The 16,533-nt window shown below is 34.2% G+C and carries 12 protein-coding genes and 2 pseudogenes; 6 read left to right on the top strand and 8 right to left on the bottom strand.

All coding sequences use genetic code 11. The features are described 5' to 3' along the window. The first annotated feature begins 67 nt into the window (after positions 1-67). The 3 genes from J3D55_RS17985 (at position 68) to J3D55_RS17975 (ending at position 5,372) form a co-directional block, all read left to right on the top strand. Positions 68-1,741: a glutamine--tRNA ligase/YqeY domain fusion protein gene (locus J3D55_RS17985; protein WP_259132854.1), complete on the top strand. Its 1,674-nt coding sequence runs from the start codon at positions 68-70 to the stop codon at positions 1,739-1,741. A gap of 185 nt (positions 1,742-1,926) precedes the next feature. Further along, positions 1,927-3,150 (top strand): MFS transporter, encoded by a 1,224-nt coding sequence (locus J3D55_RS17980; RefSeq protein ID WP_374759525.1) that lies wholly within the window; start codon positions 1,927-1,929, stop codon positions 3,148-3,150. Positions 3,151-3,341: 191 nt separating this feature from the next. Then, positions 3,342-5,372 carry a TonB-dependent receptor gene (locus J3D55_RS17975; protein WP_259132852.1) on the top strand — a complete coding sequence of 677 codons (2,031 nt, stop codon included), beginning with the start codon at positions 3,342-3,344 and terminating at the stop codon, positions 5,370-5,372. Positions 5,373-5,510: 138 nt separating this feature from the next. Here J3D55_RS17975 and J3D55_RS17970 read toward each other — a convergent pair. The 8 genes and pseudogenes from J3D55_RS17970 to J3D55_RS17935 form a co-directional block, all read right to left on the bottom strand. Beyond that, positions 5,511-6,474, bottom strand: a pseudogene (locus J3D55_RS17970) (YpdA family putative bacillithiol disulfide reductase). Positions 6,475-6,891: 417 nt separating this feature from the next. Beyond that, a complete protein-coding gene (locus J3D55_RS17965; protein ID WP_259132851.1) occupies positions 6,892-8,190 on the bottom strand; it encodes a glycosyltransferase family protein in 1,299 nt (432 codons plus the stop codon). 113 nt (positions 8,191-8,303) lie between these two features. Continuing rightward, positions 8,304-10,842, bottom strand: a pseudogene (locus J3D55_RS17960) (YfhO family protein). A gap of 34 nt (positions 10,843-10,876) precedes the next feature. Continuing rightward, the gene (locus tag J3D55_RS17955; RefSeq protein WP_259132850.1) at positions 10,877-11,107 is read right to left on the bottom strand and encodes a hypothetical protein; all 231 of its coding nucleotides are present in this window, start codon (positions 11,105-11,107) and stop codon (positions 10,877-10,879) included. A 64-nt stretch (positions 11,108-11,171) separates the two neighbouring features. Next, the gene (locus J3D55_RS17950; protein WP_259132849.1) at positions 11,172-12,224 is read right to left on the bottom strand and encodes a DUF6263 family protein; all 1,053 of its coding nucleotides are present in this window, start codon (positions 12,222-12,224) and stop codon (positions 11,172-11,174) included. Between the two features lie 25 nt (positions 12,225-12,249). Continuing rightward, positions 12,250-13,008: a 23S rRNA (guanosine(2251)-2'-O)-methyltransferase RlmB gene (rlmB, locus tag J3D55_RS17945; protein ID WP_259132848.1), complete on the bottom strand. Its 759-nt coding sequence runs from the start codon at positions 13,006-13,008 to the stop codon at positions 12,250-12,252. Between the two features lie 12 nt (positions 13,009-13,020). Beyond that, complete coding sequence (locus tag J3D55_RS17940) at positions 13,021-13,344, bottom strand: hypothetical protein (RefSeq protein ID WP_259132847.1); 324 nt, start codon at positions 13,342-13,344, stop codon at positions 13,021-13,023. Between the two features lies 1 nt (position 13,345). Continuing rightward, positions 13,346-13,816 (bottom strand): DinB family protein, encoded by a 471-nt coding sequence (locus J3D55_RS17935; protein ID WP_259132846.1) that lies wholly within the window; start codon positions 13,814-13,816, stop codon positions 13,346-13,348. Between the two features lie 251 nt (positions 13,817-14,067). Here J3D55_RS17935 and J3D55_RS17930 point away from each other — a divergent pair, with 251 nt between their 5' ends. From J3D55_RS17930 to J3D55_RS17920, 3 genes are all read left to right on the top strand, one after another. Next, entirely contained in the window at positions 14,068-15,072 is a 1,005-nt protein-coding gene (locus tag J3D55_RS17930; protein ID WP_259132845.1) for an AAA family ATPase, read from the top strand. A gap of 7 nt (positions 15,073-15,079) precedes the next feature. Continuing rightward, positions 15,080-15,535: a GNAT family N-acetyltransferase gene (locus J3D55_RS17925; RefSeq protein WP_259132844.1), complete on the top strand. Its 456-nt coding sequence runs from the start codon at positions 15,080-15,082 to the stop codon at positions 15,533-15,535. A gap of 79 nt (positions 15,536-15,614) precedes the next feature. Continuing rightward, positions 15,615-16,478, top strand: coding sequence for a DUF58 domain-containing protein (locus tag J3D55_RS17920; RefSeq protein WP_259132843.1), 864 nt, complete (start codon positions 15,615-15,617; stop codon positions 16,476-16,478). Positions 16,479-16,533: the final 55 nt, after the last annotated feature.

Genomic DNA, 16,533 nt, shown 5'->3' with positions numbered 1-16,533 from the left:
CATAAACCCAAAATTTTAACTAAATTTGCAAATTGTCGTTTAATGCGGCATTTTAAAGCGAAATTTAATGGAAGAAGAAAAAAAATCACTCAATTTTATTGAGCAAATTATCGAAGATGATTTGGCAAACGGACTGAAAAACGATCAGATCCGTTTCCGTTTTCCGCCTGAACCAAACGGTTATCTGCATGTAGGTCACACAAAAGCGATCTGCATCAACTTCGGTTTGGGTGAAAAATACAATGCTCCCGTAAACCTTCGTTTCGACGATACGAACCCTGAAAAAGAAGAGCAGGAATTCGTAGATTCTATCATGAAAGACGTTGAATGGCTAGGTTTCAAGTGGGATAAAGTTTTGTATGCATCCGATTACTTCCAGCAGCTTTACGATTGGGCAGTGCAATTAATTAAAGAAGGAAAAGCTTATGTTGATGAGCAGCCGTCTGAAATTATTAGCGAACAAAGAAAAAACCCGACAGAACCGGGAGTGGAATCTCCATTCAGAAATCGCCCTGTTGAAGAGTCTTTAGACTTATTCGAAAGAATGAAAAACGGTGAATTTGAGGAAGGTTCAATGTCTCTTCGTGCAAAAATCGACATGGTTTCGCCAAATATGAATATGCGTGATCCTGTTATGTACAGAATTTTGAAAAGACCTCACCACAGAACAGGAACAGATTGGAAAATTTATCCTATGTACGACTGGGCGCATGGTGAATCTGATTATTTAGAGCAAATTTCGCATTCATTATGTTCTCTGGAGTTTGAAAACCACAGACCGCTTTACAACTGGTATTTAGACCAAGTTTACGAAGAAGGAAAAGTTAAAAACAAGCAAAGAGAATTTGCAAGAATGAATGTTTCTTATATGATTACTTCCAAAAGAAAACTACAAAGGCTGATCGCTGAAAATGTAGTGAACGGATGGGATGATCCTAGAATGCCTACGATTTCCGGAATGAGAAGAAAAGGGTTTACACCGACTTCTATCAGGAACTTTATCGACAAAGTAGGAGTTGCAAAAAGAGAGAACTTAATTGAGATTCAATTATTAGATTTCTGTGTGCGTGAAGACCTGAACAAGGTTGCAAAACGCGTAATGGCGGTTGTAGATCCTGTTAAATTAGTGATCGAGAACTATCCTGAAGGAAATGAAGAGTGGCTGGAAACGGAGAACAATCCTGAACAGGAAAATGCAGGAACGAGAGAAGTTCCGTTCTCAAGAGAATTATATATTGAGCGTGAAGACTTTAAGGAAGAAGCTAATAATAAGTTCTTTAGACTGAAATTAGGTGGCGAAGTTCGTTTGAAATCCGCTTACATCATCAAAGCTGAAAGAGTGGAGAAGGATGAAAACGGAGAAATCACAACGATTTATGCTACTTATGATGAAAAATCTAAGTCAGGAAGCGGAACTGAGGAAAGTTTAAGAAAAGTAAAAGGTACGTTACATTGGGTGTCTGCAAAACATGCACTTCCGATCGATGTGAGAATTTATGATAAATTATTCACTGTGGAACAACCTGATGCTGAGAAAGATGTGGATTTCTTGAATTTCGTAAACCCTGAATCTGTCTCTACAATTCAAGGATTTGCTGAGCCTGCTTTAAAGGATGTTGCTGTTGAAGAACCGCTTCAGTTCCAGAGAATTGGCTATTTCACGAAAGATCAGGATTCTACGGATACCAAATTGGTATTCAATAGAACGGTAACATTAAAAGACTCTTATAAGCCGGAGTAAAAATTTATTTATATCATTATAAATGAAACAGGGCTTAATTTTTTAAGCCCTGTTTTTTTTGTTTTAAACACTAAAAACACAAATATTTTCACAAATCCAGATTAGTGTTATTCGTGAAAAAAATTAGAGCCATTTGTGTTTAAACAAAAAAAATCAAATACAAATTATTAAACTAAACTTTAGAAATTGTGAAATTAATACACATATATACCAATTCATTCAAAGGGCTTTCCGAGGAAAGTTGGATGCTCGCATTGGTAATGCTCATCAATCGGGCGGGCTCAATGGTGCTCCCGTTTTTGGGAGTTTACATGACAACCCATTTACATTTTAGCATAGAAAATACAGGAATTGTTTTAAGCTTTTTCGGAATCGGATCTGTAATCGGATCTTGGTTAGGAGGATTCATTACAGATAGAATAGGAGAGTATAAAGTTCAGTATATGAGCTTGTTATTGAGTGTTCCTTTGTTTTGTTTAATTCCGATATTTAAAACAGAAGTTGGCGTGGCAACGATCATTTTACTCCAAAGTATTGTGAGTGATACATTTCGACCTGCCAATTCGGTGGCGATTACAAAATATGCCAAACCTGAAAATATTACAAGAGCATTTTCATTAAATCGTATGGCGGTGAATTTAGGATTCTCTATTGGTCCTGCTTTAGGAGGAATTTTATCTGCCATTTCATACGAATTTTTATTTTACAGCAATGCTTTGGCAGCTTTATCGGCGGGAATATTATACATTGTATTTTTCTCAAAACGAAATAAATTAGCAAAAGCAAAAGTTCCAAAAGTAAAAGAAGCGATTGAAGTAATAAAAGAAAATTCGCCTTACCGAGATGGTAAATTCTTGATTTACTGTTTCTTTTGTCTGCTTTTTTCAATGTGTTTCTTCCAGTTATTCAGCACGTTGACCATATTTTATAAAGACGTTGCAAAATTGAGTCAGGAAAATATAGGTTATATTTTAGGATACAGCGGTTTTCTGATTGTCTTGCTCGAAATGGGATTCGTACAGATTGCAGAAAAATACTTTAATCTGGCTTTTACCATGCTTTTCGGAACTTTCATTTGCGGATTTTCGTATGCAATGATGGCGTTTGATTACAGCATAATCGGACTGGTAATTTCCATGACATTGCTTTGTATCGGAGAAATCTGGACGCTGCCTTTCATGTCTACCATCTCCGCAAAACGTTCTGGACAAAACAATAAAGGCGCTTACATGGGGCTGAACAGCATTTCTTTTTCCGCGGCGTTTATTATTACGCCTTACATCGGAACTTTGATTGTTAAGAATTTTGGCTTCAATATTTTATGGATCGGAACGGGAGTTTTGGCAACGATGATCGCTGTTGCATTTTACTTTATCGTTCCGTGGATGATTGGCGATAAAAAAGTTTAATTAAACTTAAAGTTGATAATTTTAAGAGAGTCCAGAAGGGACGATTTAATAAAGGATAGGATGAAATCCTATTAAAATGATTCAAACATAATTCAAATATAATAATGCCGCAGATATTTTGCGGCTTTTTTAGATTAAAACTTAGTCATAACAAAATCCAAAACTGTACAATTTTTGCTTTCAATGTTTCAATGGCAAAACTATACTTTCTACTTTCCTTATTTTCCGTTTCATTTTTCTTTTCACAAAAGAAGGATTCTGCGACATTGATTTCAGAAGTCAAGATTGATGCTTATAAAAAACCAACACCTTTTATGGCTTCTACTAAGTCGGTTTCGGTCATTTCCGAAAACTTGTTAAATCAAAATACACCGGAAAGAATGCTTGAATCTGTGAACCAAATTGCAGGAGCAAGAATGGAAGAACGTTCTCCCGGAAGCTACCGGATTTCCCTTCGTGGAAGCACGTTGAGGTCACCTTTTGGAGTTCGGAATGTGAAAGTTTATCTGGATGATTTTATTTTGTCGGATGCTTCAGGAAATACTTATTTCAATCTCATTTCTCCCGAATTAATTAATAAAATTGAGATATATAAAGGTCCTGAAAGCGGAGATTACGGAGCCGTAACAGGCGGAACACTTCTTCTTAAAACAAAAGATTCCGAGAATTTATCAGCAAATCTTGCCATCGGAAGTTATGGAACTTTCAATCAGAGTTTTGATGTTTCAAAGCAATTGGGAAAGCATTTTGTTGAGGTTTTTCAGAATTATTACCGAACAGATTCTTACAGAGAACAATCTTCAGTTGAAAGAAAACAGATTTTTATTAAAGACAATTTTCAATATTCAAAAAAGGGTTTACTAAAGGCAATGTTATTGTATTCTGACCTCGATTATGAAACTCCGGGTGGATTGACATTAGATCAAATGAATTTTAACAGAAAACAAGCAAGACCTGCAACAGCAACGCTTCCAGGTGCAAAAGAACAAAATGCAGGAATTCGCAACAAAATGATTCTTGCCGGACTTTCAAATGAGGGTAATTTTAATCCTAATTTCTCACATTTTATTTTAATTCAAGGTTCGTATGTCGATTTTGAAAATCCTTTTATCACTAATTTTGAAAATCGTTTTGAGAAAAATTTTGCAATAAGAACACACTTTAATTATGAGAAAAATTGGGACAAAATTTCATTGGCTTACAGATTGGGCTTTGAAGGTGGAATTAATGATATTTTGATTAAAAACTACGATAATAACAAAGGAATTGAAGGAAATCCACAGAATTTTGACCAGCTTAAAAATATTTCAGGTTTTTATTTTCTTTCACAGAAATTGAATTTTAACGAAAAATTATTTACAGATATTTCAGTCAGCTTAAATTCCAATTCTTATGAATTCGAGAGGATTTATCCAAGATCAGAAAACGGAAATATGAAATTTAAAAATCAATGGCTTCCTAATTTCGGATTCACTTATCTTTTTGCAAAAGGTTTTTCAATAAGAGGAAAAATCGGAAAAGGAAATTCTGCTCCAACCAATGAAGAAATCCGTTCTTCGAATCAGGAATTTAACTTAAATCTCGTGCCGGAATATGGCTGGAATAAAGAAATCGGAATCAGAAAACAGTTCGGAAATTCCATTTTTATAGAAGGAAGTTATTTTGATTTTCGGATGAAAAATGCAATTGTCCGAAGACAAAATGAAGCTGGACAAGAATATTTTATCAATTCGGGCGAAACCCTTCAAAAAGGTATTGAAGTTCTTTTGGAGTCTAAAAATTTTAATCTTAAGAATGATTTTTTCAGTAATTTTAAGTTTAGGTTTTCAGGAAGTTTTTACAATTTTAAATTTGAAAATTACAGACAACTCAATAATAATTTTTCCGGAAACGATTTAACTGGAGTTCCACGAACAACGATTAATAGTTTGTTAAACTTCACTTTCTTTAAAAAACTTTCTGTTGATTATTCCCATTTTTATACCTCAAAAATGCCTTTAAATGATGCCAATTCTGTTTGGTCGGAATCGAGTTTTGTGGGAAATATTCAATTCAGAGTTCCTGTAGATTTTGAAAAAACGAGACTTAATTTATATCTACAAATTCAGAATCTCTATAATACAGATTACGTGTTGGGATTTGATATCAACGCTTTCGGAAACCGTTTTTACAATCCGGCTGCAAAAAGAAATTTTGTTTTTGGTGTGAAGGTTGATTTTTAACTTTCTAATTTTAGAGTAATTTATTACGCAAAGTTTGTCATTCAGGAGGAATCTCGGTTTATTTTGTAGAAATAGAATTGTAAAAATAATTGGTATTTGTCATAGAAATCGGAATGACAAACTTTATGTTTATTATTTTTATTTTGAAAGAATATGTCGAACAATCATTTCCGCATGAATTCTTGAGTTTTCAATAAACCAAAGATGAGTGTCTTTTCCGCCACAAACCACTCCTGCCAAATAAAGATTTTCAACATTCGTTTCCATCGTTTCGGGGTGATGAAGCGGGTTTAAACAATCTCCCTGCAAATCTATTCCTGAGTTTTTCAAAAAATCAAAGTCAGGTAAATAGCCCGTCATGGCAAGAACAAAATCATTTTCAATTTCCTGAATTTGTCCGTTTTCATCTTTAAAAATGACTGAATTTTCTTTGATTTCGATAAGTTCAGAATTAAAATGAGCTTTTATATTTCCTTCCTCAATTCGGTTTTCAATGTCAGGTTTTACCCAATATTTTACATTTTTTGAAATTTCAGAATGACGAACGATCATGGTAACTTCCGCTCCTTTTCTATACGTTTCCAACGCCGCATCCACCGAAGAATTGCTCGAACCAATCACCACAATTTTCTGCTTTGCGTAAGGGTAAGGTTCTGTATAATAATGCTTTACTTTTTCTAAATTTTCTCCCGGAATATTCATCAGATTTGGAATATCATAGAATCCTGTTGATATAATTACATTTTTTGCAAAATATTTTCCTTTCGGGGTTTCAACTTTAAAGACATCATTTTCTTTCGAAACTTTTAAGACCTTTTCGTAAAGATTGATGTTGATATTTTTCTGTCTCGCAATTCCTTGATAATATTCTAAAGCTTCCTGTCTTCCGGGTTTGGGAGCAGTTGATATAAATGGAATTTCATCGATTTCTAATTTTTCAGCCGTTGAAAAAAACCGCATATATAAAGGATAATTATATAAAGAATTTACGATGGTTTCCTTTTTCTATAATTAAATAAGTGAGATTGTTTTTTTTAGCTTCAAGAGCGCAATTCAGACCGATTGGGCCGGCTCCGATGATAAGAATATCTAAAATTTCCATGGGTCAAATGTACAAAAAAGCTGTAAGGAATGGACTTTAAGACAAATGCAAAAAACTATATTCACAATAATTAAAGTCTATCTCAAACTCTAAAATACTAAACTCTCGCACTCAAAAATGGCATCGCGTTTGGTAATATATTTCAATTAATAGTAAGAAATAAAGGAATTATTTCTATCAATATTCATGATAAGCTTAGTTGCCGTGATCAGTGATCAATGGACGATTTAATATAAAATTTTAACAACAAAAGGAGCTGAAATTTTAACACATTAGAACACTTAAGAATATTTAAAACTTTGAAAATATTAAGATCACATAAGAAGAAAATCAAAGATTTTCAAAACTCAGGTGGTAAAATAGTTTTGCTTTTTTGTGGGTTTTTAAAGACAAAATCTTTGGGTTAAAAAAATTAAGCTATAAAATCTCAGCCAATTTTTTAGTCAAATTTTTTCTTGAGAATTGCTCGATATTCTGAGTGTTTTCAACCAAATTTCCGTTTTTCCATAATTCAAATTTTTCTAAAATGAAATTTTTTATTGTTTCAGAATCGTCATAGCTGAAATGCTTTCCTGCCTTTGTTTCTGTCAATATTTTTGAAACATCGGCTTCATTTGGTCCAAAAGAAATAATTTGTTTTCCGGTTGCTAAATATTCGAAAATTTTTCCGGGAATAATTCCTTTCGATGATTCGTTGGGAAAGTTGGTGATCAACAAAACCGAAGATTTCGCCATTTCTAAAATCGCTTTATCATGAGAAATATAACCCAAATTAAGAACATGATTTTTTAAAGCAGAATTTTCAATCGAGCTTAAAATTTTATCATCAATTCGTCCTGCAAATTTCAAAGTGAAATTTTTAGCAAAATCCGAGTTTGTTTTAACTAAATTATCAAGTGCTTTCCAAAGGTTTTCCGGATTTCGAAGTTGCTCTAAAACTCCGATATAACTTAGTGTAAATTTTTGTTCTAAAGTCTGAGAATTTGAAGGATTGAGTGTTTCTGAGGCATCCGTTTCATCAAAACCATTCGTAATACATATTGCATTTGCTCCATTTTTTCTGAAATTTTCAGCATCGGTATAGCTTGTTGCCAATGTAATGTCCGCATTTTTGAAAACCTCACTTTCCAATTGGTGATGCTTTTTATCGGAGCTTTTGGTTAATTTTAAATGTTTATAGTAAGAAATTTCAGTCCACGGATCACGGAAATCGGCGATCCATTTCAGATTCGGAAGTTTCTTTTTTAAGTTTAAACCAATTAAATGAAGCGAATGTGGCGGTCCCGAAGTTACCACAACATCAATTTTATTTTCTTTTAAATACTGTTCTAAAAATTGTGTTGAAGGTTTTACCCAAAAAACTCGCGCATCAGGAATGAAAAAATTTCCTCTTACCCAAATCGAAAGTTTAGATTTCCAGCTTTGATTTTTACCGACATCAAACTGTCCGGCTTTGAATTTTTTATTGCTTTTATTAAGCTTTTCAGCGAGTTGATAAGGTTCCCAGATCTTTGTTTTAATGATTTCAATATTTTCTGGAACGTCTTTTAATAAGCTTTCATCCAACAAAGGATAACTCGGATTTTCGGGAGTGAAAATAATGGGTTTCCAGCCAAATTCGGGTAAATATTTTGCAAATTTCAACCACCTTTGAACACCGGGACCTCCAGCAGGAGGCCAGTAATAAGTGATGATTAATATTTTTTTCTGTTCCATTAATTGTAATGTAAACTATGCGTTTTTTTGTCATTCCGTAGGAATCTAGATGAAGTTTTTAAAATTATTATTCTAATAATCGCTTAGATTCCTACGGAATGACAAAAGTAAGATTAAACTTTTTCTACTAGAATTTCCTTTTTCTTGTTTTTATTCATCCAGAAAATACCGAAGCCACTCAATAGGATAAATAATCCGAATGAAAGAAGAGAAATCCATTTTCCTGTTTCGATTACTTCAGGTTCGAAGATCATTCTTACATGGTGATTTCCTGCAGGAACATGCACTGCACGAAGTAAATAATCAGCCTTTATGTAAGGAACTTCTTTCTCATCGATGAAGAATTTCCAGCCGTGAGGATAATAAATCTCAGAAAATACTGCCAATTGCGGAGTTTTTGATTGAGATTTAAATTCTAATTCGTTCGGTTGGTATTTTGTTAAATTAATAAACGCTGTTGAATCTGCCTGAACAGGTTTTCCATCAAAATATTTTTTATCGGAAGATGCAATTACAGCAGTTTTTTTACTGTTAATTACTCCGATCGATTTAATTTCCTGATTGGGAGAATCTACAAATTTCAGGTCGCTTACAAACCATGCGTTTCCGTTTGCTCTAGGATTCGGAATTGCCTGAGGTTTTTCAGGACCTCCTAAAACCATGTATTTTGTGTTTAAAAGATTCAGGATATTCGGAAGTTTTACAGAATCCATTACCTGAAAATATTCATTGATAACATCGTCGTATCTTCTCAATTTTACGGCATGATAACCTCCGATTGAAGATTTGAAATACGAGGTATTGGTCTCACTGAACGTTCCTAAAATATTATTGAAAATTCTGTAATGCGTTTTATCTTTTTCAGAAATTATTTCCAGTGTTTTGTTAACATTTACATTTGCTAAAATGGGTTCAAGATTTGGATTTCCCTGAACTTTTTCAACCATTAAATCTGAACTTTCTGTTTGGAAAGGATTTTCTGCAAATATTTTATCAACGTAATTGTCATCATTTAAATAACGTTTGTTTACAGACCAAAGATCGAATAAACTTACAACTCCGATAATAATTAAAGCGATATTCTGATTTAATTTTTGCTTTAAAACCAAGAACAAAGCTGCTGCTGTAATGGCAACATAAATAAATGCTTTGATGGCATCAATTCTGAATAATTTATACCTTTCTTCAACCAAATAATCCAATAGGAAAGGAGGAAGATATGTTTTTTCGTTGTCTGTATGGAAACCTAATAAAGCTTTTCCGAAAATAAGTAGAAGTAAAGTGAAACCTAAAGTTTCCGCCACCAACATAAAGAAGGATTTTCTTTTTGTATTCTTCCGTCAGTGTTGAATCTGTAAAGAATCTGTATAATCCGAGGATGGCAATGAGCGGGAATAATAATTCTACTACCACTAAAATGGAAGATGGTGCTCTGAATTTGTTGTAAAACGGAACAAAATCAATAAAGAAGTCTGAAAATGCCATGAAGTTGCTTCCCCAAGCCAAAAAGACGGTTAAAATAGAAGCTCCTAAAATCCAGTAGCGGTATTTTTTCCATGCAAAAAAGAATCCTAAAACAGCCAGGAAACAAACAATTGCTCCCTGATAAGCTGGTCCTGAAGTTCCTGGTTGGTCTCCCCAATACGTTAGATTTCCGAATCCTTTAGAAATTCTGTCATATTCAATTCGAGAACCTACGTTTTCCTGAACCAATTCCTGAACTTTCGCCATCATTTCTTTTCCTTCAGGTTCCTGACTTCCGCCACCCATTAATCTGGGAATGAAAAGGTTCAATGTTTCCAGTTTTCCGTAGCTCCACATCAACATACTTTCTTTATCCATTCCTGAATCTCCTCCGGTATTGCTTTCGTTGGTTAAGATTTGTTTTCCACGAACTGTTTCTTTGATGTACTCAGAATTCGCCATGATTCTTTGAGAATTCATTCCGACTCCAATGAAACAAGAAGCCGCAATAATTCCTGAAGAAACAAGAAAATGCTTCATCGGGATTTTTTTCTGGATCGCTCTGATTAATTCAGATAAGAATAAAAATCCTAAGGCAAGGAAAAGATAATAGGTCATTTGCGGGTGATTCGCGGCGATCTGAAGCCCCATGAAAAGGGTAGTGACGATGAATCCCCAAATGTAACTTTTCCTTATATAAACCAATAAAATTCCGGCTAAAAGTGGTGCAAAATATTCAATGGTATTTACTTTACCGTTATGTCCCGCCGCAATGGCAATGTAAAAATAGGTTGAAAGTCCGAAGAAAGTAGCTCCCAGAAGTGCATATTTCCAGTTTCTGACGGCGACCATTCCCAACAGGAAAAATCCTCCGAAAAGCAAGAAAAGATAATTGACAGGTCTTGGAAGAAAATTTAATTTACTATCAATTTGTTTGATGATATCGCCTTTAAACTGGCTTCCCATCTGATAAGTGGGCATTCCTCCAAACATGGAATCGCTCCAGTATGTTTCTTTTTCGTTGCTGGCTCTATAGTCGAGAAGTTCTTTCGCACCGCCTCGATATTGCACAATATCATGCTGGAAAAGCTGTTTCCCCGTAAAAACAGGAGTGGAGTATAAAAATGCTAAAACTATAAATACAACCAATGAAATTGCAATATAAATTAAGTTTTTATTTTTCGCCATGTTGATGGTTATTATCTTTTATTTTTCGGAATTATTACCTTTTGTCTTTGGTCTCTTTTACTTCTTCGTAGTCCACAGTTTCTGCGTCCCAGTTGATTTTTTTACTAATCTTATTTGAGTTTTGCACATCCGGATTTTGTCTGTTATTGTTTTTATTACCAAACACATAACTATGGAAAGTTTTAAAGAAAATTCTCTTCAAAATATTCCAGACAAAATAGATGATAATCGTTGCGAGTACGAACTCAAAAATATGTTTCATCATAATTAAATGTTCAAAGTTTTTACATTAATTCTCTGACAATTCAACTTTAAAAATCATTCAATCTTTATTTCGCAGAAGGATTTACCATGACAGAAGAATTAGAAACACTTGTCATAGACTGAGATTCTTTTCCGTTTGAGATGGTTTCGATCTGTGTAGTTTTCACAGAAATATTCTGATTGGTGATCCATCCTGTATTTTGATCGAATTTAATTGTTCCGTTTTGTGACAATTCGCTGCTCAAACTGTGGGTAACTTCTCCTTGTTTCTGCTTTTCAGTTTTCTTAGGAATTCCTCCTGTTACAGAGATTTCAGCGATACCGTTTCCTACACTTTTTAAGATGTAATTTGATGTTACTTTAATTTTTCCACTTGCATCAGCATTTTCACTATTTGTCCATTTCTCTCCCACTTTTGCTCCTTTTTTAGGAATAATTGTTAGGTTTTTATTGAACTGATCCTTCAATACTTTCTCGTTAAAAGATTCCTTAAGACTTGTGACAACACTTTCCTTTTGGTTTTTATCTTTAACAATTGCACCAATCGAATTAGAAACTTTGGTGTAAACAGCATCAAAACCTGTGATCGACAGTACATTTCCTTTCGTATCCATCTTCATGTTCAGCTTATTTCCTGTCAAAGCTCTGTTGATATTCCAGATCATTTTAAGGTCTTCTTCTTTCGGAATAGGCAATTTCGTGTCTACAACAATGGTTTTCCCTTGTGAAGTCTGAGAGCTTCTTTTTGCGATAAGATTTAAAGTAATATCATAAACATTTCCTTTAATATCATTTACCAGAAAAGACATTTCGTCTGTAGACTCGCTCGTTCCGTTCATGGTTTGACCTTTAGGATCGGTCATTGTTTTTGTATCTCTCTGATACGTCGTCAAAGGATAAGTTTTCCCTTTTTCTAACTTAAAACTCTGCTTGTAAATTCCCGCAGAATCTTTAATAGCGGGGTTTGCTTCTACTTTTGCGACAGAATCAGCCGGAACTTCTACGGTGATTGTTTTCCCTGTTTTAGGATCGAATTTTGTGATCTTTGCCGTTTCTTTTTTGTTGCAAGAAACCAATGCTATTGTTGAGATAAGTGCTAATGCAGCTATATTTTTCATTTGATTTTTTTAAGTGTTGATGTGATTAAATTGTTTTCGTAAGCTTCTGTCTTACCGCTTCATATAAAATTGCTCCACAAGCCACAGAAACATTCAGAGATTGTGTTTTTCCTTCAATCGGAAGTTTTATTTTTTCATCTGCATGATGCGACACTTCTTTAGAAATTCCCGTTTCTTCGTTACCCATTACAATAGCGCAAGGTTCTGTAAAATTAACATCATAAATTAATTTCTGAGCCTTTTCGCTTGCTGCAAATACAGAAATTCCGCTTTGTTGAAGGAAATCTACAACGTGAGCAAGATTAGGTTCTTTACAGATTTTAATATTATAAAGTGCTCCTGCTGAAGTTTTTATAGCGTCAGAATTGATGGGTGCACCTCCTTTTTCAGGAATAATTATCGCATCAACTCCTACACATTCTGCAGTTCTGCAGATGGCTCCGAAATTTCTGACATCTGTCAATCGATCCAAAATCAATAAAAACGGTGTCTTTCCTTCTTCAAATAATTGAGGAACAATATCTTCTATTTTATGAAACGGAACATCTGATATAAATGCTACGACACCTTGATGGTTTTTTCTTGTAAATCTGTTCAGTTTTTCAATCGGAACATAGTTAGGGCGAATTTTATGTTTAGCTAAAATTGTTTTTAATTCTGCATAAATATCTCCCTGTAATGCATTTTGCACAAAAACTTTATCAATCGTTTTTCCTGCTTCAATTGCTTCAATTACCGGACGAAGTCCGAAAATGAAATCGTCTTTTTTATCGTTGTTATCCATTTTAATGTATGTTTATAGTGCAAAATAATATCCAGATAAGAGGTTTTCCTCAAGAATCATAGCTTGTCCCTGAAATGAAGGTTCATTTATATTTGTTTCAAACCATGTTAATTCAAATATTCTGTTATTATTGGGTGAAATTCTGATGTTTAGATTCATGCCGTCAAAACTATTTTCCTCTCTCCAAGATGATCGATATTCTCCATTGAAAGTGTTTCCATCATTATTTCTATCAGCACTTTCAGTTCTAATTGTTGAATTATTAGCATCATTAAAAAACTCTCCAATCAAATTTCCACTATTTGTTAATCTAAAATAAAAGAATCCTCTTCTCATTTTAATATTTTTCTCCTAAAATTGCTCTTTTTTGCGACATTGCATATCCGTAATGCAAGCTCTCATGCATGTTGTTGAAAATAATGGCATCCTGAATACTTTTCAGATCCATCCCAAAACTTGTGGTGTAAGGCGTATAATCTGAAAAAAAATCGCTGTCATAATCTTTCATTAAAATCTTTGAAGTTTCAGTGAGTAAAAACTCAAGATCTTCCACTTCAGATTTTTGAACATTCAAGTTCGGTAAAGTCCCTTTTTTGTAAGTTTCAATCCAATATTTATCAATTCTGAAAGGGTTTCCGCTTAGATAATAATGTAAAAGCTGCTGAGTGGCAACGGTGTGCGCAATGTTCCAGTAAAGATTATTGTTGAAACCATCGGGAATCAACAAAAGGTCTTCGTGAGAAGTGTTCTGTAAAATATCCAAAAGGTTCTTTCTAACTTGTCTGTGAGCTTGAAAATGATAATTCATTTTGCAAAATTTTTAATCACCAAAAATAGTTTAATAAACTGGGAATGACAATTTTTGAATGGTAGATTAAAGCAAAATTTATATATTTTTATGAAAATATTCAATAATCTTATTGAGTTTTAAGACTTCAACTATTTTGGATGTCGCATTAATGCTGGAATATTTAACAAACTTTAACTCAAAAATGGCATTCATTGTGTTGATTAATGCAAGTATTTATTAGAAATTTACCAATTATTTTAAATTAGATTATGTCAGATACATATCAAGCGGAAGATATTCGTCAGTTGACGGAAAAAGTAAAGGAAAAAAACTATTTATTTGATCTTCTAAGGCAGGAAATCAACAAAGTCATCATCGGTCAGGAATATATGATAGACCGCCTTTTGGTAGGACTTTTGGGGAACGGTCACGTTCTTTTGGAAGGAGTTCCGGGCTTGGCAAAAACCTTGGCGATAAAGACTTTGGCAGAAGCTGTTCATGGTGAGTTTTCAAGAATTCAGTTTACACCGGATTTGCTTCCTGCAGATGTCGTAGGAACGATGATCTTCAATATTAAAGACAACGATTTTTCGATAAAAAGAGGTCCTGTTTTTGCAAATTTCGTCCTTGCAGATGAGATCAACCGTGCTCCTGCGAAAGTACAGTCGGCTCTTTTGGAGGTGATGCAGGAAAAGCAGGTGACAATCGGTGACGAAACAATGAAGCTTCCGAAGCCGTTTTTGGTATTGGCAACACAAAACCCGATCGATCAGGAAGGAACGTATCTTTTGCCGGAAGCGCAAAGCGACCGTTTCATGCTTAAATGTACCATCGATTATCCTGAATTTGAGGATGAAAGAAAGATAATGAGAATGGTCTCTACTTCGCATCAACCTGAGATAAAACCTGTAATTTCTTTACAGGATATTGTTGAAGCTAAAGAATTAATCAATCAGATTTATTTAGACGAAAAGATCGAAAAATATATTCTGGATATGGTTTTTGCAACACGTTATCCTGAAAATTACGGACTTTCTGATCTTAAAAATTATATCAGTTTTGGGGCTTCTCCGAGAGCTTCAATCAACTTGGCGATTGCTTCCAGAGCGTATGCATTCTTAAGAGGAAGAGCTTTTGTAATTCCTGAAGATGTAAAATCTTTGGCGAAAGATGTACTGAGACACAGAATTGGTTTAACTTTCGAGGCAGAAGCAGAAGAAATTTCATCAGAAGAAATTGTCAACAGAATTTTAGCTAAAATTCAGGCACCTTAATTTTTCCATGGAAGAAATTACAATCAGAAAGGCGGTTCAGGAAGATTGTGCTCCGATGTTGGAGTTAATTAAAGAACTTGCCGAATATGAAAAAGCTTTGCATGAAGTTACCCTATCTTTAGAACAATTTATTGAAGACGGCTTCGGAAAATCTCCGGTTTGGGGAGCTTTTGTTGCTGAATTTAATGGAGAGATTGTAGGGATTTCATTGTACTACGACAGATATTCAACGTGGAAAGGAAGAAGATTGTACTTGGAAGATTTGGTGGTGACGGAAAAATTAAGAGGAAAACAAATCGGAAAGAAATTATTTGAAGCAACAATCGAACATGGAAAATCCCACCAATACAGCGGAATGGTTTTTCAAGTCTTAAATTGGAACGAATCTGCAATTAATTTCTACAAAAAATACAGTCCTAAATTCGATGATGAATGGTTGAATGTTTCGATTGAATTTAAATAACAAGGAAGATGGAAGTTGGATGCCGGAAGTTTTTAAGGACACAAAAACACTTAAACTCTAAAACCCTCAAACACAAAACATGCAGATAAAAGATATTGTAAAAAAAGTCAAGCAGATAGAAATCCGTACTCGAAAGAAGACGGAAGCTTCTTTGATGGGACAATATCACAGTGCTTTTAAAGGGCAGGGAATGACTTTTTCGGAGGTTCGTCCGTATCAGTTTGGCGATGAAATCCGTAGAATCGACTGGAATAAAACAGCACGTTTCCAAGAACCATTCGTAAAAGTAATGGAGGAGGAAAGGGAATTGACGATGATGATTTTGGTAGATATTTCCGCTTCGATGGATTATGGAACGAAAAATCAATTAAAAAGAGAATATGTTGCCGAAATTGCCGCAAGTTTAGGCTTTTCCGCAGCAGGAAATAATGATAAAGTGGGATTGATTTTGTTTGCTGATAAAGTATATAAAGTGATTCCGCCACAAAAAGGAAGAAAACATATTCTTTCGATTATCAGTAATATTTTGACAGCAGATTACGTTCCTGCAGAATCGAAAATTGATAAAGCGATGGAATATATGATGGGAATTTTTAAAAGAAAATCACTGGTTTTCCTTTTCTCGGATTTTGAGGATGAATACGACTCCAAAATGTTGAGAGTGGCTTCCAAAAAGCATCAATTATTGGGAATGAGGATTTTTGATGAAAAAGATAATGAAATTCCTGATGTAGGATATACCTTATTATACGACGCAGAAACCGGAAAACAGGTTTGGGCAAATACTTCCAGTGCAAGATGGAGATACACATTTGCAGAAGCTCAAAAACAGAAATTAAGAGCTTTGGAAGAAGATTTTGCCACCAGTTCGGCGAGTTTTATGAATGTAAGTACAGGTTCGGACTACTCAAAATTATTGTATAATTATTTTCAAAAGAAATAACATCAATAGGAATGGGCATGTCATCCTGAGCTTGTCGAAGGAAACCCATTTTAAA

Source organism: Chryseobacterium ginsenosidimutans, assembly GCF_024807225.1.
In the GTDB taxonomy this organism is placed as follows: Bacteria; Bacteroidota; Bacteroidia; order Flavobacteriales; family Weeksellaceae; genus Chryseobacterium; species Chryseobacterium ginsenosidimutans.
The sequence above is the reverse complement of the archived record's forward strand: the minus strand, read 5'-3'. Positions and strand labels throughout refer to the sequence as shown.